This is a genomic window from Sulfurospirillum diekertiae, from assembly GCF_002162315.1.
GTDB lineage: Bacteria > Campylobacterota > Campylobacteria > Campylobacterales > Sulfurospirillaceae > Sulfurospirillum.
Map to the genome: position 1 here is coordinate 1,381,385 of NZ_CP021416.1, position 16,791 is coordinate 1,398,175.

Genomic DNA, 16,791 nt, shown 5'->3' on the forward strand with positions numbered 1-16,791 from the left:
ATGAAATTTGAAGTCGTTATTGGACTAGAAGTTCATGCTCAATTAAACACTAAAACCAAGATTTTTTGCAGTTGCCCCACCAGCTTTGGCGACGAACCCAATACCAATGTGTGTGAAGTCTGCTTAGGACTTCCAGGCTCACTGCCTGTTTTAAACAAAGAAGCGGTGAAAAAAGCCATCGCGCTTGGTACAGCTATCAATGCGACCATCAATCAAAAATCTATTTTTAACCGTAAAAATTACTTCTATCCCGATCTTCCAAAAGGGTATCAAATCAGCCAATTTGAGATACCTATCGTTGAAGCGGGTGAAATTTATATTGACTTTGAAGATGGTACAACGAAGCGTATTGGAGTCACTCGTGCGCACCTTGAAGAGGATGCTGGTAAGAACATCCATCATGGTAGTGTCTCTCATGTAGATTTAAATCGCGCGGGTACACCACTTCTTGAGATCGTTAGTGAACCCGATATGAGAAGCAGTGAAGAGGCAATTTTGTACCTTAAAAAATTGCATGCGATTTTGCGTTACCTCGACATCAGTGATGCAAATATGCAAGAGGGAAGTTTCCGCTGTGATGCGAACGTTTCCATTCGCCCCAAAGGTGATACGAAGCTTTATACTAGAGCAGAGATTAAAAACCTAAATTCATTTAAGTTTATTCAAAAAGCGATTGATTATGAAGTTGAACGTCAAAGTAATGCATGGGAAGATGGCGTGTATGAACGAGAAGTGGTTCAAGAAACGCGTCTTTATGACATTGATAAAGACGAAACACGCAGTATGCGTTCTAAAGAAGACAGTGCAGAGTATCGCTATTTCCCAGATCCTGACCTATTGCCAGTGCTTATTCCTGATGATATGCTCGCAGAGTGTATCCAAATTCCAGAACTCCCCGATCAAAAGCGTGATCGTTTCCTTAAAGAGTATGGTATTAAAGAGTACGATGCCAATGTAATTACATCCAGTGTTGAAATGGCTCAATTTTATGAGACAATGATCCAGGAGGGTGCAGGAGCCAAGAACTCTGTGACATGGCTCACCGTAGAGCTTTTAGCACGTTTGAGTCATGGTGTGACCCTTACCACTTCACCTGTTGATGCCGTAAAATTAGCCTCTATTGTCAAACGCATTGAAGATGGAACCATTAGTGGCAAAGCGGCAAAAGAGGTTCTTGATTATTTGATGCAAAACAGTACCCATGTTGATGACGCCATTGAAAAACTTGGACTGAAACAAGTGAGTGATGATGGTGCAATTTTGGCAATTATTGATGCCATTATCAGTGCCAATGCTGATAAAGTAGCAGAGTATAGAAGTGGTAAAGATAAACTTTTTGGTTTCTTTGTAGGACAAACGATGAAAGAGAGCAAAGGGACTGCAAATCCTACAAAAGTGAATGAACTTTTAAAATCTAGACTTGATGTATAAGCAGGTATTGGCGTGAGCATAGCAGTTATTGGAGCGGGGAAATGGGGGCAAGCACTTCAGTTTGCGCTCTCTCGCAATTTTACATGTAAGATTACTTCGCGCCAACAAAAATCTATTGAAAATTTTGTAAACCTTGAAGAAGCATTAACCTGTCAATATCTCATTTTTGCACTTCCTGCACAAGTGGTTCGTGGTTGGTTGGAAACGCATTTTAGCTTTAGTGGTCAAAAGATTTTGGTTGCTGCTAAAGGAATCGAGCAGGGAAGTGGGGCATTTTTAAATGAAATTTTTGCAAATTTTGTTCCTGAAGATCATCTTAGCTTCCTCTCAGGTCCTTCGTTTGCAAGTGAAGTGATACAAGGGCTTCCTACCGCTCTTGTCATCAATTCTACTAATGATATACTTGCTAAAGAGTTTGCTTCATTTTTCCCTTCATTTATCAAAACTTATACTTCAAAAGATGTTATTGGTGCAGAAGTCTGTGGTGCTTATAAAAATGTTCTCGCCATTGCCAGCGGTATTTGTGATGGATTAAGGTTGGGAAATAACGCAAGGGCTAGTTTAATCGCCAGAGGGCTTGTGGAGATGCGCCGTTTTGGTAAGTATTTTGGAGCACAGGATGAAACTTTTTTAGGTTTGAGTGGCGCAGGTGATCTGTTTTTAACAGCTTCCAGTACACTTTCACGTAATTATCGTGTGGGTCTTTTTTTAGCTGAAGGCAAAAAACTTGAAGATATTTTGATCGCTCTTGGTGAAGTTGCTGAAGGTGTTTTTACCTCTGCAGCCATTTTTGAGCTCTCTTTGAAACATACCATTTATACTCCCATTGCGCATGAAATAGCATTGATCCTCAAAGGTAAAGAGCCTCGTATCAGTGTTAAAGATTTATTGGCTGATTGATGATGTTTAGGCTTCTCCTTTCCTGCTTTTTTTTTCTCCACACTTATGTATGCAAAAACACCTTCGCTCGAAGAGATGATTGCCCAAATGATTGTGATTGGTTTTGAAGGGGTAAAAGAAGGCGATAAATGGGTGGATCAGATTGCTAAAGATATTAAGCGCGAAAAAATTGGTGGAATTCTTTTAACCGATAAAAATATCCAAAATCCAGCACAACTGAAAAAACTCAATGATTATTTAAAAGCTGAAGCACCAAAAGGATTGCCACTGATTGTTGCTGTCGAACAAGAGGGTGGTGAAAATAGTATATTGAGTGCTAAAAAAGGGTTTAGTGAAATTCCTTCTGCTGCTAGACTTTTTAAGACAAAAGATATTGCTGAGGCGGAAGATCTTTATAAAAAATTGAGCAGTGATCTTACAAAAGCAGGTATTAATGTAGATCTTGCACCGGTTTTAGATCTTCAACCTAAACGAGATAATCTCGATAGCCCTAAGGTGCAACGCAGCTACTCTAGTTATGAAGAAATTGTGACAACCTATGCAATGCTTTTAATCAATGCTCTCCATGCGGATGGTGTGACACCTGTTGTGAAGTATTTTCCTACGGCGGGCGCTAATCTTTGGAATAATTTTTCCAGCGAAGAAGATGTAACGAATACATGGCGCTTCGAGCAGCTCAAACCCTATTATGATTTAATTGCTTTTGGGAAGATGGATGCTGTTTTGATCTCACATATTATGCAAAAAGAGATTGATCCTAAAAACCCAGCACTGTTTTCAAAATTGGTTATTCAAGGATTGCTTAGAGATAAAATGCATTTTGAGGGAGTTGTCTTTGCTGATAATTTCCGAACAAGCTCAATTTCCAGCAGTATTGATTTTAAACAGCGTATTATTCGAAGTATTGATGCAGGAGTTGATATTATCATTATGCCTAATTATTTCTCTGAAAATGCGAGCACTCCTTTGACAATTCAAAAAAATTATTACAGATGCTATTAAGAATGGTGAATTAAGCGAGGAGCGTATAGCGATTTCTTATGAGCGCATTAATCTTTTCAAACAAAAACTATTAAAGAGAGGAAGCCATGTTAATTAAAAATGCTTTAGTACACACGAATGAGGGACTTATTCCTAAAGATGTACTGATTAAAGAAGGTAAAATTGTTTCAATAGCACAAAATATTACCACTTCTTTAGACGATGAAATGATTGATGCAAATGGGCTTTACTTGCTTCCAGGACTCATTGATCTTAATGTACGTTTTGCAAATAGCACTCTTAACAAAGAACATATTGATAAACTCTCTTCTAGTTGCCTAAAAGGGGGTGTTACAACAGCTGTGGTTATGTCTGATTTTACACCACGGCTTGATAGTGCCACACTTTTAGAATTAGTCAAATTTAAAATTGATCAAGCCAAGATAAATCTTCATATGAGTGCTCCTTTGGCTGATGAAAAAGAAGACCAACTGCATAATATAGCAACGCTTCTTAATAATGGTGCTGCAGCCATTTTGGCAGATTCCCATCGTAATGCTAACCTTCTAAGACGTGGCATGCAATATGCGATTATGAAAAAAAGACCTCTTTTTGTACAGTGTTATGAACCAAACCTTGATGATAATGGTTTGATGAATGATGGCTTTAGTGCTTCAAAAATGGGGCTTTCAGGCATCTCCAAAATCTCTGAAACAGCTGAAGTGGCTAAAGTTTCAGAAATGGCACATTTTTACGGTGCCAAAGTGGTGTTAAAATCCCTTTCAACCAAACGCTCTTTAGAGATTGCCAAAGAACATAAAGCCCTTAAATCAGACTTGTATGCCGAGGTTTCAATTCATCATCTTGCCAAAAATGACACCAGTTGTGATGGCTTTAATACGTATGCTAAATTGATGCCACCCCTTCGTGAAGAAGATGAGCGCAAAGCTTTAGTGGGCGCTTTGAAAGAGGGAATGGTTGATATTTTAACATCAGCCCACTCACCCAAATCAATCCTTTATAAAGACGTGGCATTTGAAGATGCGGCATTTGGTATTGGTTCCATTGAAGAGTTCTTAACACTGGTATACACCTTCCTCGTTAAAAATGAAGTGATTGATTTAGGTGAACTTATTCGTATTTGTTGTGTGAACCCTGCTCAAGTGTTAGGCTTAGAGCATAAAGGGTTGATTCAAGAGGGGTTTGATGCAGATTTAGTGCTGTTTGATCCTAAAGAGAGCTATGAAGTAACCAATAAACACTCACTCTATTTTGGTGATACGCTCTATGGAAAAGTGAAAAAAGTAATTGTTGATGGAACGTTACTGTTAAATCAATAAATTCTATGTTATGACTCAATCAGTAAAATACCTTTGAAAGATAGAGTCCACACGCTGGTATCAATGTTGTGGACACTTTCATTTTCCGTTCGCGTTGGGCTATCAAATCATCTAGCGAGAGTTCGTTATGACATACTTTGAGTAAACTACCACACATCATTCGTACTTGCGAACGTAAAAAAGCATCTCCTAAAAAATAGATAATGATTAAATTTTTATACCGATAAGCGCCTGCTTTAAAGATGGTGCGTTCATCTTTAGTTGTCCCACCACCAAGCTTTTTAAAGTATTCAAAGTTATGAAACCCTACAAAAACTTGTGCATATTCATTTAATTTCATCACATTCAGTGCTTTTACATGTAAAGCATAATTGGCCAAAAATGGCTGATATGCACCATCGTAAAGTATGTAACGGTACAATCTTTTCTTCGCATTAAAGCGGGCATGAAAGGAAGCGTCAACAGGGATGATACTTTGAATAAAAATATATGGCGCTAAAAAACCATTCAGATGCGATTGAAGTTTTTCAAGATCATTCCAAAAAACTGGAAGGTCTATATGTATAACTTGATGCGTTGCATGCACTCCCGTATCGGTGCGTCCACTTCCGACAACTGTCGCATCAATATTGACACGTCTAAGTGCACGGGTAATAGTTCCTGCAACGCTTTGACATGTTTTTGTCTCATTTTTTTGAATTTGAAAGCCAACAAAAGCGCTTCCATCATAGCTTAGAGTGATTTTAACACGCATAAGAGTTTAAAAGATGGCACGAATGCGTTTTTGATATATGATGTAAGCAATGAAAAAAGTCAGTACAAAAACAATGATCGGTGCAAATTGTGGTTGCCATGTTGAGACTAACGTTGTCAACAGAAGATACGTTGAGATCGTGACAAACATAGCAACATAAATACCACTTTTATTATAACGATAGGTCACAATACCAATGCTCAGTGCAATCAATGTTGAAGCCATGGGGAAGAGGGCTATGAGGAGGAAAAATGCAAGGTCATAGGCACGTCTTTGGTCGACAAAAACGCCACTCCAATACTCTTCAATACTCTGAATCGCACCAACAGGTGTTTTCGGATTAGAATTAAGATGCATCTCATCAAAATTGATCTGCTGAATGGTATCTTTTGAAAATTCAAAAATCTTACCTTTGTCAAGATTAAGTCTTAGAATACCTTTTTCATTATCGATCGCTGCTGTGGTAGCGACGATCAATTTTTCATCTTCATTTTCCATAGGTGCTTGGTAGAGTGTAACCCCGCTGTAGAGTTTAGTGTCATCGCTGTGTTCAATGTAAACGAGCCAATCAGCGAACTTTTGACCAAATTCATTGGCTTTGATATTAAATTTAGCTTCAGCTTTTTTGTATTCAATAAAATTGTTATTCAGTTGCTTTGAAATAGGAATCAGCACAAAAATATCCAGTAAAAGCACCAAGGAGAGTCCTGATGCGAGCGTTAAAAAGAGCTGTGCTATTTTTTTAGGATTGTAGCCAAGGGTAAAGAGGACAATGGTCTCATTCTCTTTTGAAAGATTAAAAAGAGTAATACACAGTGCAATAAAAAAAGTGATGGGAAGTGTGTAAACCATCGTTCTGGGTAAAAGATAAATATATAGCGTGCCAAGTTCCAAGAAATTCATTTTAATAATCGCAGTAAGCGCTGCAATCTTAATGAAAAAGACAACGGAAGTGATAAAAAAAAGAATAAAAAATAAAAGAGCTGAAGAGCTCACTGAAGTGTTTTAAAAGATAACGACTGACTCTATTCATAGATAAATTCCATTACATGTAAAATTGGTAGATCAAAAAACCACGTGATTAAAAGCCCTAAAGAGAGAAAGGGGATAAAGGGCAATTCATACCCGCGTTTACGTACAATAACAAAAGCAACAAGTGCAATTACGGCTGCTAAATAAATTGCCACAAGCCCAAGCTTGATACCAAGAAGTGCTCCTATGATACCCGCGATAATACTATCTGCTTCACCCATTGCCTCTTTTTTTGTCAGTGCTGAAACTAAGAAGCGTAAAAGGGTAAATGCACCCATCAATAAAAGTCCATTTTGAAATGATTGTAACGGTATTGCTGTACAAAAAGCAATTAAAAGTGCTGGTAAACTTAAGCTGTCTGGAACGGCTTTATAGCGAAGATCAATAATACTAAGGGCAAGTAAAAGTGAAAAGATAGAACCCACCAAAAGAGTTTGTGTAAGATTTTCTAAATGAACATAGCAGAGTCCGTATATTACGGCTGAACTCAGTTCAACGAGGGGATATTGCATAGAAATTGAACTTTTGCAAAAAGCACATTTCCCCCGTAGTGCCAGCCATGAAACAAGGGGTATGTTGTGATACCATTTAAGGGGATGGAAACAGTGTGGACAGTGTGATGCAGGAAGTGAAATGCTCTCACCTTTGGGCAAACGCAAAATGGCTACGTTGAGAAACGATCCAATGCAGAGTCCAAAAAGTGTGATTAAAATAACTTCCATTACCTACTAGCCCTTTAAATCTAATACTATATCGCTCAGATCAAAAAGAGGTGAAATCTCTTCTTGAAGAGTAATGTGTGTAATCATACCCAATTTAGGGCTCTCTTTTTGTAAATAATGGAAACTTTTTTCATACATCGTTGCCATCTGAAGTTTTGTTGGGCTTAAAATTCCCCGTAAGGGTCCAAGATGTTCCAATGCCATATAAAACAAAAGTGTTTCATCGCCTTGAACTTGGAATTGCAACATGACTTTTTTACCATCATAAGACAAAGGAAGATGAATCGTGGCTTTTGAAAGGGCGAGTAGCATGTAGCTTAACGTTTTAAACAGCGTTTTGGAAATGGTCTCATCACTCAGTTGTTTGAGTAAAAATGATTTAAAATCGTTATAGGAAAACGTTTTTGAGTCAAAAAAATGCTTATAATCAAGTGGCAAAAAATACTCATCCTTTTCAAACAGTTGGGGCTGTTTATAAAGCGCTGAGATGGTAAGGATGCCCCCTTGTTTTTCTGAAAAATTTGCCCAATATTTTTGTCCCTCTTTGAGGTTTTTACTGCTTTTCGTTGTCAGCTCTTTGCGCCCAAGTTTGAGACGATAACGTGTAGCATCAATCTGCTTCATGACTTCGATGCTGACAGGTAAATTGGCATTAAAATTAATGCTTGAACTACTTGTGTGCCCAATGTCTGAGCCAAGACCCGCTAATTTTTGAAGTGTGGAGATCATAGATGGCTACAGTGCTCCACAATCTGTTCAGCAATTTCAAATTTGCCAGCGAGTGAAAATTTTTGGACATGAGAGGGAGTAATAAAACTGATCTCATTTTTAGTGCTTCCAAAGTTATTTTGATCTTTTAAAATATTGAGACACACGGCATCCAGCCCTTTTTTCTCCAGCATTTTTCCTGCATTTTCCAGTGCTTTGCTTTCGTCTATTTCTGCTTTAAAGCCAATGACTTTAAAATCGCGTTTGGGAAGCGAAGCAAGGACATCGACATTGCGTTTAAGCTCAAGGCTATAAGTTTCACCTAATTCTTCTTTTTTGAGCTTACCTTCATGTACTTTGATCGGTACATAATCACTGACTGCTGCAGCCATGAGTAAGTACGGAGTTTTATCATTTTTTGTGACATATTGCATTTGTGAAAGTAGGGCACTTTGAAGCTCGGTGGTACTCTTTACATGTAATGTGTTGATTGCGTTTATTTGGGGTGTTTCTCCGCTGCTAATGAGCGTCACATTGGCTCCCCTTAGGAAAAAAGCGAGTGCAAGTGCTGAAGCTTGCTTTCCACTGGAAAAATTGGTGAGGCATCTCACATCATCGATTTTTTCCATTGTGCCACCACCGGTAATAATGACTTCTCGATCAGTCCAAAAAGCTTCTTTCAGAAGCAGTCTTGCACAGTGATAGAAAATTTGCTCAATGTCAGCAAGCGCACCTACCCCTTCATCGTTACAGGCAAGCAGTTTGGATTGCGGTGCAACAATTTCGTATCCAAGAGAAGTGAGCTTTAAAAGGCTCTCCTGGGTAATGGGATTTAGCATCATGTTGGTGTTTGCTGAAGGGGCAAGCACGATCGTTTTGGTAAAAGCAATCGCCGTTTGGGTTAAAAGATTGTCTGCAATGCCGTGACTGAGTTTATTGATGGTGTTCACCGAAGCGGGAGCTATGAGAAAAAGGTCTGCCCATTTGCCCGTGTGAATGTGGCTAAGCCCTTCACTCCAGCTTTCGGTTTCTACATGTAAAACCTTGTTTTGACTGATGGTCTCAAAGGTAAGGGGAGCAATAAAACGTTTGGCATCTTCACTCATCAGTACCTTAACCTCAGCACCCGCTTTGATAAAAAGTCGAATCAGCTCTAAGGCTTTGTAAATGGCAATGCTTCCCGTCACACCTAAAAGGATTTTTTTCCCTGCAAGAAGATTATTTCGCATCTTTTTTCCCGAAGAATTTGTAAAAGAATCCCTCAATAATTTTAAGAGGTTCACGGTTGATGGCTAAAGCGCCTTTTGGGATATTCTTTGTGACCGTTGTACCTGAAGCAATCAACACATCATCACCAATGGTAACAGGGGCAACCAGTTGTGAGTCGCTACCTACAAAGACGTTTTTACCGATGATCGTTTGGTATTTGGCTTTGCCATCGTAATTACATGTAATCGTTCCACATCCAATGTTCGTTCCCTCATCAATGATGGCGTCGCCTAAGTAGCTGAGATGCCCCGCTTTGACGCCTTTGAGCGTTGATTTTTTGATCTCAACAAAATTTCCGATGTGCGTATCTTCGATATGTGAGTCAGGGCGAACACGTGCCATTGGTCCAATGTCAGAATTTTTAATGACACTTTTTTCAATGACGGAGTGCGCTTTGATATGCGCATTTTCTAAAACCGTGCCTTTGAGTAGGGTAACACCGTTTTCAAGTTTGCATTCGCCGCTCATCTGGACATCCGCTTCAATGTAAATCGTTTGAGGCAGGCGCATGCTCACCCCTTGTTCCATAAAACGACGTTTAATGCGCTCTTGCATCAGTTCTTCGGCTTGGGAGAGATGGTATTTGGAATTCACACCCATAAACGTCGCTTCATCGACAAACAGCGCTTTAACACTTTTCTTCTCGGCATTGGCTAAAGCAATAAGATCGGTGATGTAATACTCTTTTTGACTGTTATGATTGGAAAGCTTTGGAAGATTCTCGTTCAAAAAGTCAGTTTTAAAGAGGTAAACACCTGCATTGACCGCCGTTACTTTTTTCTCTTCCGCAGTCGCATCTTTCTCTTCAACAATTTTTTGGACGTTTAAAGACTCATCCATGATGACGCGCCCATAACCAAAGGGCTCTTTACATGTAAAGGCGCTCATGACCACGTCTGCATCTAAATGTGTAAAATTTTGCATATTTTCAGCTTCAAGCAGTGGCATATCGCCATTGAGTACGAGTAAATGCTCATATTTTGGCTTCACACCACGAATCGCACCGCCCGTACCTGGGAAGTTTTGATGGTCTTGTATGCTATAGTGGATATTTGAAAAGTGACGGTCCATTTTCTCTTTGACAAGGTCTGCTTGATGGTATAAAATGACATGAATGTCGTCGCTGATCTTTTGTGATTCTTTGATGATGTGATACAGCATTTCAAAGCCGCTGATCTCGTGAAGGACTTTAGGTAAGCTTGATTTCATGCGTGTCCCAAGCCCTGCCGCCATAATTGCAATTGATATATTCATAAATAGTGTTCCTAACAATCAGATGAAATCTATTTTAACGAAAAGTTGTTTAAAGATTAAATGGTTTTTAACGCAAAACCAACTAAAATCATGGGATAACATTGAAGGAATCCATTTGAAGAACGTGAAGAGAATTTTACTTGTACTATTGATCTGTATGACGCCGATGGCTTTTGGTGCCGATACAATCCCTACAGTCAACCTCTCTTTAAGTGCGCCCAATTCGCCACAACAGTTGGTAACCAGTCTTAATCTGCTTGTTGTTCTTACCATTTTGGTTCTTGCACCTTCTCTTATTTTTATGATGACCAGTTTCTTACGCCTTTTGATCGTTTTCTCATTCCTTCGCCAAGCACTGGGAACACAGCAAATGCCACCTTCTCAAGTGATGGTCTCTTTGGCAATGATCTTGACGTTTTTCATTATGGAACCGGTGATGAATGAGTCCTATGAAAACGCTATCAAGCCTTATTTGGCGGAGAAAATGACTTATCAAGAGGCCTTTGAAAAAGGTGCCGCTCCTTTTAAAGCTTTTATGATTCGCAATACCCGCGAGAAAGATTTAGCGCTTTTCTTTCGTATTCGTAACCTTGAAAACCCAAAAAACATTGAAGATGTTCCTTTGACCGTGGCAATGCCAGCATTTATGATCAGTGAGCTTAAAACTGCCTTTGAGATCGGCTTTTTACTTTACTTGCCATTTCTCGTCATTGACATGGTTGTCAGTTCTGTCTTAATGAGTATGGGTATGATGATGTTACCGCCTGTTATGATCTCTTTACCGTTCAAACTGCTTATTTTTGTACTTGTTGATGGTTGGAACTTACTGGTACAAAAACTCGTGGAGAGCTTCCATTAACACGCACTACCTAACAACCACAGCGTTGGGGTTTGAACTGCACCATCCTCTCTTTGATGCGACTATCTTAAAACAAGGTGCTCAACTGATCCATTTTCAGCCTAAAGAGGGCGAGCCACTCTTTTGGTGTGCCGATCTTTCCACTTTTGAAAAAGGCAAGGCCTTTCGTGGTGGCATTCCTCTGTGTTGGCCATGGTTTGGAAAAGCAGGTATCCCTTCTCATGGGTTTGCGCGCATTGTTGAATGGACATTACTCTCGCATGTCGCAAATGAAGAGGGTATCAAGTTAGTGTTTGAGCTATCTGATTCAATGACGACACGCGCTATTTGGCCTTATGCGTTTAACGCACATCTTACGATGGTATTAGGAAAAGAGGTTGCACTCTCTTTACATGTAAAGGCAGACAAAGAGAGCACCGCAGCCCTCCATTCTTATTTTACATGTAAACAGATCGATGATGTCAACGTTACGGGACTAGGTCTCACCTACATCGACGCGTTACTCGGTGGAAAGCCATGCGAAGAGGTGAAAACACCTTTACATGTAAACCGTGCGATTGATCGTATCTACACGCGTCCTGATGCCAAAACGATTCTCCAAGAGAAAGAGCGAACGATCACTATTACGCATGAAAATCACAGCGATGTGGTCGTGTGGAATCCATGGTTGGAAGGCAGTGAAAAACTTTCCGACATGAACGAAAATGACTATACAAAAATGCTCTGCATCGAGAGCGCTAGAATTACAAAACCTTTAAAGTGTGATGATCGTTTACATGTAACGATCCATGTGGAGTGTCGCTCCTAAGCTTCAACGCGAATACTTTACAATACTTACCTAAAGTATTGTAAAGATAAATTAAGTATATTACATCTATAATATTCCCAATAAACAAAAAAAAGGAAGACGCGATGAAAAATGTACTGATTATCAATGGTCATCAATACTATGAACATGTTGCCGAGGGAAAACTCACACAGTTTTATATCGATACAGCGACAGAGTTTTTTCACAAAGAGGGCTATGCCATCAAACACAGTGTTGTCGAGAGTGACTACAACATCAAAGAAGAAGTCGAAAAATTTGCATGGGCAGATATTATTCTTTTCCAATTCCCAACGTATTGGATGGGCGTGCCTTGGCTTGCTAAAAAATATATTGATGAGATTTTTTCAGCAGGAAAAGATACTGCAACCTATGTGAGCGATGGTAGAACCAGAAGTGACGTAACAAAGCGTTATGGAAGTGGCGGATTGATGCAAGGTAAAACGTATATGCTCTCCATTACCTATAACTGCCCAACGAGTGAATTTAGCAATAAAGAGGGCTTTTTTGAAGGGCTTAGTCTTGATGAAGCCAATGTTGCCACACATAAAACCTTTCAATTTTGTGGTGCAGAACCTTTAAAAACGTTCTCTGTTCATGATATTTTCAAAGGTGATTTGGATTTAGCAAAAGAAAAAGTACGTTTTCACACACATTTAGAGAAAACCTTCAAATAACCCTTAGGGTGGTATGCTCTCATACCACCAACCCTTTTACATGTAAAGATCAAATCCCTGTTGCTGTTTTAAAATACGATCAAACAATTTTTGTGCTTTTTGGAGCATTTTTTCGCTTTGATTGTGTGATTGTTCTAAAATCTTATCCAATGATTTAAGTAGGCTATCATTGAGGTAATTTTGGGTATTGAGATCTTTCGTTTTCGGTAAGATCGAGTTGATATCAAATGCAGTATTGGTGGTTGTTGCATCTTCTGAAGAGGAGGATTGAACTGTTTTGAAGTATTCATCCATTTTGGGTTGAATGGTTTTCATCGCAGCATCTATCTCTTTTTGATCGTTAGCATCAATGCCATTTCCTTTGTAATGAAAATGGTAGCCATAGGCATGAGAAAGTGACAGGGTTGTTGTTTGTGCGGTATCACTCTGTTCTTGGGAAACACTCAACGAGCGCTCATCATACAAACTAAGGTCAATGACATCACCACTGCTGGTTTGAAATGAAAACCCAAAATGGTTAGAACTGTAGTTATTTGCCCCTATGGTTTGCATAAGTTGCCCCCTTATTTAAACATAATAGCAAATCGGCATAATGAAAAATTTTTAAATGGTAATAAGGCAGTCGAGTTTATTCTGCACAGATTCAATTTTTTGGTGCATACCATCGACTCGGCTTGGTCTTATGTCGAACTTTAGGCATGCATAAACGCGTCCGCATGCTTCTAAGAGCGCATAAGCCTCTTCAATCAGTTTAAGTGCTTCACCTATTGTAGCTGTTTCAACCACCGTACTCATAGGTGTAAGCTTGTAACTGTAACCACTCTCATGAATCATCTGAACAATACGTGCAACATCCGCACTTTTACTGCCTTCTCCCTCTAAGGGAAACATACTAAATTCCATTAAAACTGACATATTTTTTCCTTTACATGTAATCTACAATAGTGCATAATAAACACCACAAAATGTACCCATTGTGAGTAAGATATAGCCCGCAACATAAGAGGCAATGTTACGCGTACCTAATAGAAAAACAATCAGACTTTTAAGCAATGAATTAGCGATGATCGCAAGTGTGATAGCGTTTAATGCAGTTGTCACATCTAACCCATTTTTGGATAAGGATGCAAGCGAAAGTGCTATGGCATCCGTGTCTGTTAAGCCTGAAATAAATGAGATAATATAAACACCTAATTCACCAAACGAAGTGTCTGCAAATTTGACAAGGGCGATGACGACACCAAACAAAAGCCCTAAAATAAGTGCTTCAGAGAGTTGAAAGGGATTTTTAAACACGGTCTCTTGAATGATTTTCTCTTTTTCAGTAGTCGCATAGAGAATGCCAAGATAGAGATACCCAACACAAGAGGCTATCAAAACAGGGTATAAAATCTTATGAGCCAGTACAGCATTCATGATCAAAAGCTCAATGTAAATACGAAACAGCATAATGGAGCAGGCAAGTCCTACACCAATAGCGAGGTTTTTAGAAAGCGAAGGATTTTCTTTGGATCGTCGTGCAAGACTAAGGGCAACAGCCGTTGAAGAGACAATACCGCCTAATAGGCCTGCCAATCCAATACCATGTTTGATGCCCACAAGACGTACGGCGATATAGCCTAAAAAAGAGATGCCTGCAACCAAAACGACCATCAGCCAAATCTTGTAGAAATTAAAATAGCCCCAAGGATCAAGCGGTTCATCGGGAAAAAGAGGCAAAATAACAAAGCTCATCATTAAAAAGAGAATCATAGCGCTCAGATCTTGTTTCTTAATCACTTTTTCATAGGTTTGGATCTTCTCTTTAAGATTGAGAATAAAAAGGACACTCATGGCAACAAAAACAGCCAGTGTTATTTTCTCATAAGCGAGCAGGACTCCTAGGAGAAAAACTACCAGCGCTGAAAACTCTGTGGTCATCCCATTTTCAGTAGGCGTTCGGTTGAGAATATATGCCCCCATCAATAAAGCACCTAGAACGCACACAGAAGCAATGAGCACATACGGAACAGACATATTCAGCCACGCAGAGAGATAGCCTATCAGTGAGATGAGTGCAAACGTGCGTGCCCCTCCAAAATCTTTCTTTCGGTTGGCATACAAAAGATTCATTTCACGCTGCACCCCAATGAGCAGTCCAAGAACAATAGCGATAATGATGTTTTGAAAAACAAGCGTATCCATTGTTGACCTCTTTGGGAATTATTTTATCTAAATTTGGTTACATCAACTGTCAAGTCCACTGTGAAATTTACGCTCTTTCGCCACAACAATCTCTTTTTGCTTCTCTTTTTTGAGCGTATCTTTTTCGACAAAAAGAGGTTGACGTGTTTTAAAATGAAGCCCTGTATAGTACATAAGCGTAGAGTATGTAGAAGGTGTTGGCGTAAAGACTTGCGCTTGTTCAGGATTGATTTTGAGTACAGTGCTCGCAAACTGCTTGAGTGAATGCATATGTTTCTCTTCACAGCCAGGATGTGCAGCAATAAGATAGTAGGTCAAAAATTGTTTTTTACCTGACTCATGCGTTAGCCTGTCAAAGAGTGTTTTAAATTCAACCAAAGCTTCTTTGCCCGGTTTGCCCATTAACCCCAAAATTTCATCATCAATATGTTCAGGTGCAATCTTCATTTGTCCACTGATATGATGCTCGACAATCTCTTTAAGATACTCATAACCATACACTTTGTCTTCGCTAATGAGATCATAACGAATACCAGAAGCGACAAATGCTTTTTTAATTCCCGGAAGCGCTCTTACTTTTCGTAGCAAATCCAATTGTTTTTTATGCGTAGGTTTAAGTGCTTTACAGAGTTTGGGGAACATACAGCTTTTATCTTCACATGCACCTTTGGCAAGTTTTTTGGAGCATTCATAACCGTACATATTGGCTGTAGGTCCACCAAGGTCAGAGATAATGCCTTTAAAATCTTTGTACGTTGTAAAGTGTTTGGCTTCGTTGAGAATAGAACTCTCACTACGACTTCGAATTGTTTTGCCTTGATGCACAGTAATGGCGCAGAAGTTACACTCACCATAACAGCCTTGATGCGTTGAAATAGAAAATTTGATGGTCTCGAGTGCTTTAACGACACCCTCTTTTTTGTGGTAAGGATGGACATCGCGCATAAAAGGTAGGCTACTCACTTCATCCATCTCTTCTGTGGTAAGGTAAAGTGCCGGCGGGTTTTGAATGAGATAACGATCATCTACTTTTTGGCAGAGTCCTTTGGCTGAGATTGGATCATTATTATGATAAAACAGATCGAACATATCCATAAATTTAAGTTTATCCACAAGTGTTTCAGCATGGCTTGGAAGGGCGATATACTCAGCTTTTGGCTCTTTGGAAATGTAAGAGAGTCCTTTTACATGTAAAGGCTCAATTCCCTCTTTAAGTGCGTCGGCAAATTCCACAATGCTCTTGTCAGACATTCCGTACAAAAGGTAGTCCGCCTTAGCATCAAATAAAATGGGTTTACGAAGTTTATTGCTCCAAAAATCATAATGCGTGATACGTCTAAGGCTGGCTTCAATACCACCAAGCATAATAGGCACTGTATTTTTAAAATATTGGCGGATGAGGTTGGTGTACACTAAGCTTGCACGATCAGGTCGTTTGTTGTTGATACCACCCGGTGTATAATCATCACTGTTTCTAAATTTCTTTGTCGCCGTATAATTGGAGACCATAGAGTCCACACTTCCACCACTGACACCCCAAAAGAGTTTGGGCTCACCCAAACGGGTAATGTCAACATTACTTTTGACATCTGGTTGACCGATAATACCTACTTTATAGCCTGCATGTTCGAGTACACGCCCAACAACAGATACGCCCATATAAGGGCTGTCAATATAAGCATCGGAGGTGATAAGGATGATGTCAAGTTGCTTCCATCCTCTTTGGTTCATCTCTTCACGTGTTGTAGGTAAAAACATAACGCTCCCATCGGCTTTTTTTTAGTCTTATTACTATAACAAAATCTCCATTTTGTTTGGCTTTCTTTAAGATTCTTCGTAGTAATATCACACCAA

General features: G+C 39.4%; 17 protein-coding genes. 7 read left to right on the top strand and 10 right to left on the bottom strand.

The features are described from left to right. From gatB to Sdiek1_RS07105, 4 genes are all read left to right on the top strand, one after another. A complete protein-coding gene (gene gatB / locus Sdiek1_RS07090; RefSeq protein WP_087438546.1) occupies window positions 1-1,431 on the top strand; it encodes an Asp-tRNA(Asn)/Glu-tRNA(Gln) amidotransferase subunit GatB in 1,431 nt (476 codons plus the stop codon). A gap of 12 nt (window positions 1,432-1,443) precedes the next feature. Then, on the top strand, window positions 1,444-2,331 hold the full coding sequence (locus Sdiek1_RS07095; protein WP_087438547.1) for an NAD(P)H-dependent glycerol-3-phosphate dehydrogenase: 888 nt from the start codon (window positions 1,444-1,446) through the stop codon (window positions 2,329-2,331). 75 nt (window positions 2,332-2,406) lie between these two features. After that, entirely contained in the window at window positions 2,407-3,333 is a 927-nt protein-coding gene (locus tag Sdiek1_RS07100) for a glycoside hydrolase family 3 N-terminal domain-containing protein (RefSeq protein WP_238099229.1), read from the top strand. A gap of 86 nt (window positions 3,334-3,419) precedes the next feature. Further along, on the top strand, window positions 3,420-4,652 hold the full coding sequence (locus Sdiek1_RS07105) for an amidohydrolase family protein (RefSeq protein ID WP_087438548.1): 1,233 nt from the start codon (window positions 3,420-3,422) through the stop codon (window positions 4,650-4,652). A 19-nt stretch (window positions 4,653-4,671) separates the two neighbouring features. On the opposite strand, the gene truA is transcribed toward Sdiek1_RS07105, so the two are convergent. From truA to glmU, 6 genes are read right to left on the bottom strand one after another with little or no spacing between them, the layout of a single operon-like run. Further along, window positions 4,672-5,406 (bottom strand): tRNA pseudouridine(38-40) synthase TruA, encoded by a 735-nt coding sequence (gene truA, locus Sdiek1_RS07110; RefSeq protein ID WP_087438549.1) that lies wholly within the window; start codon window positions 5,404-5,406, stop codon window positions 4,672-4,674. Between the two features lie 6 nt (window positions 5,407-5,412). Next, window positions 5,413-6,402, bottom strand: coding sequence for an LptF/LptG family permease (locus Sdiek1_RS07115; protein ID WP_238099231.1), 990 nt, complete (start codon window positions 6,400-6,402; stop codon window positions 5,413-5,415). A gap of 29 nt (window positions 6,403-6,431) precedes the next feature. Beyond that, complete coding sequence (locus Sdiek1_RS07120) at window positions 6,432-7,160, bottom strand: prepilin peptidase (RefSeq protein ID WP_087438550.1); 729 nt, start codon at window positions 7,158-7,160, stop codon at window positions 6,432-6,434. Window positions 7,161-7,166: 6 nt separating this feature from the next. Then, complete coding sequence (locus Sdiek1_RS07125) at window positions 7,167-7,889, bottom strand: hypothetical protein (protein ID WP_087438551.1); 723 nt, start codon at window positions 7,887-7,889, stop codon at window positions 7,167-7,169. Then, on the bottom strand, window positions 7,886-9,097 hold the full coding sequence (gene coaBC, locus Sdiek1_RS07130; RefSeq protein WP_087438552.1) for a bifunctional phosphopantothenoylcysteine decarboxylase/phosphopantothenate--cysteine ligase CoaBC: 1,212 nt from the start codon (window positions 9,095-9,097) through the stop codon (window positions 7,886-7,888). Before coaBC ends, Sdiek1_RS07125 begins: the two co-directional genes overlap by 4 nt. After that, window positions 9,087-10,391, bottom strand: coding sequence for a bifunctional UDP-N-acetylglucosamine diphosphorylase/glucosamine-1-phosphate N-acetyltransferase GlmU (gene glmU, locus Sdiek1_RS07135; RefSeq protein WP_087438553.1), 1,305 nt, complete (start codon window positions 10,389-10,391; stop codon window positions 9,087-9,089). Before glmU ends, coaBC begins: the two co-directional genes overlap by 11 nt. 124 nt (window positions 10,392-10,515) lie before the next feature. Between glmU and fliP the strand changes: the two genes are divergently transcribed. The 3 genes from fliP to Sdiek1_RS07150 all read left to right on the top strand — a co-directional run bounded on the left by fliP (window position 10,516) and on the right by Sdiek1_RS07150 (window position 12,753). Beyond that, the gene (gene fliP, locus Sdiek1_RS07140; protein WP_087439854.1) at window positions 10,516-11,250 is read left to right on the top strand and encodes a flagellar type III secretion system pore protein FliP; all 735 of its coding nucleotides are present in this window, start codon (window positions 10,516-10,518) and stop codon (window positions 11,248-11,250) included. Further along, on the top strand, window positions 11,204-12,058 hold the full coding sequence (locus Sdiek1_RS07145) for a D-hexose-6-phosphate mutarotase (RefSeq protein ID WP_087438554.1): 855 nt from the start codon (window positions 11,204-11,206) through the stop codon (window positions 12,056-12,058). Before fliP ends, Sdiek1_RS07145 begins: the two co-directional genes overlap by 47 nt. Before the next feature lie 104 nt (window positions 12,059-12,162). After that, window positions 12,163-12,753 carry an NAD(P)H-dependent oxidoreductase gene (locus tag Sdiek1_RS07150; RefSeq protein ID WP_087438555.1) on the top strand — a complete coding sequence of 197 codons (591 nt, stop codon included), beginning with the start codon at window positions 12,163-12,165 and terminating at the stop codon, window positions 12,751-12,753. Between the two features lie 36 nt (window positions 12,754-12,789). Here Sdiek1_RS07150 and Sdiek1_RS07155 read toward each other — a convergent pair whose 3' ends face one another. From Sdiek1_RS07155 to Sdiek1_RS07170, 4 genes are read right to left on the bottom strand one after another with little or no spacing between them, the layout of a single operon-like run. Then, window positions 12,790-13,305, bottom strand: a complete 516-nt coding sequence (locus Sdiek1_RS07155) for a diacylglycerol kinase (RefSeq protein WP_087438556.1) — start codon at window positions 13,303-13,305, stop codon at window positions 12,790-12,792. A gap of 51 nt (window positions 13,306-13,356) precedes the next feature. Further along, entirely contained in the window at window positions 13,357-13,668 is a 312-nt protein-coding gene (locus tag Sdiek1_RS07160; protein WP_087438557.1) for a thiamine-binding protein, read from the bottom strand. 21 nt (window positions 13,669-13,689) lie between these two features. After that, window positions 13,690-14,937: an MgtC/SapB family protein gene (locus Sdiek1_RS07165; protein WP_087438558.1), complete on the bottom strand. Its 1,248-nt coding sequence runs from the start codon at window positions 14,935-14,937 to the stop codon at window positions 13,690-13,692. Window positions 14,938-14,979: 42 nt separating this feature from the next. Further along, the gene (locus Sdiek1_RS07170; protein WP_087438559.1) at window positions 14,980-16,695 is read right to left on the bottom strand and encodes a YgiQ family radical SAM protein; all 1,716 of its coding nucleotides are present in this window, start codon (window positions 16,693-16,695) and stop codon (window positions 14,980-14,982) included. Between the last annotated feature and the right edge of the window lie 96 nt (window positions 16,696-16,791).

Coding starts and splice junctions, on each gene's coding strand:
- Sdiek1_RS07100 (WP_238099229.1), top strand. CDS start 2,407: ATGATTGCCCAAATGATTGTGATTGGTTTTGAAGGGGTAAAAGAAGGC.
- Sdiek1_RS07170 (WP_087438559.1), bottom strand. CDS start 16,695: ATGTTTTTACCTACAACACGTGAAGAGATGAACCAAAGAGGATGGAAG.
- coaBC (WP_087438552.1), bottom strand. CDS start 9,097: ATGCGAAATAATCTTCTTGCAGGGAAAAAAATCCTTTTAGGTGTGACG.
- Sdiek1_RS07165 (WP_087438558.1), bottom strand. CDS start 14,937: ATGGATACGCTTGTTTTTCAAAACATCATTATCGCTATTGTTCTTGGA.
- Sdiek1_RS07150 (WP_087438555.1), top strand. CDS start 12,163: ATGAAAAATGTACTGATTATCAATGGTCATCAATACTATGAACATGTT.
- Sdiek1_RS07105 (WP_087438548.1), top strand. CDS start 3,420: ATGTTAATTAAAAATGCTTTAGTACACACGAATGAGGGACTTATTCCT.
- Sdiek1_RS07120 (WP_087438550.1), bottom strand. CDS start 7,160: ATGGAAGTTATTTTAATCACACTTTTTGGACTCTGCATTGGATCGTTT.
- Sdiek1_RS07155 (WP_087438556.1), bottom strand. CDS start 13,305: ATGCAAACCATAGGGGCAAATAACTACAGTTCTAACCATTTTGGGTTT.
- gatB (WP_087438546.1), top strand. CDS start 1: ATGAAATTTGAAGTCGTTATTGGACTAGAAGTTCATGCTCAATTAAAC.
- Sdiek1_RS07145 (WP_087438554.1), top strand. CDS start 11,204: ATGGTTGGAACTTACTGGTACAAAAACTCGTGGAGAGCTTCCATTAAC.
- Sdiek1_RS07125 (WP_087438551.1), bottom strand. CDS start 7,889: ATGATCTCCACACTTCAAAAATTAGCGGGTCTTGGCTCAGACATTGGG.
- truA (WP_087438549.1), bottom strand. CDS start 5,406: ATGCGTGTTAAAATCACTCTAAGCTATGATGGAAGCGCTTTTGTTGGC.
- glmU (WP_087438553.1), bottom strand. CDS start 10,391: ATGAATATATCAATTGCAATTATGGCGGCAGGGCTTGGGACACGCATG.
- Sdiek1_RS07160 (WP_087438557.1), bottom strand. CDS start 13,668: ATGTCAGTTTTAATGGAATTTAGTATGTTTCCCTTAGAGGGAGAAGGC.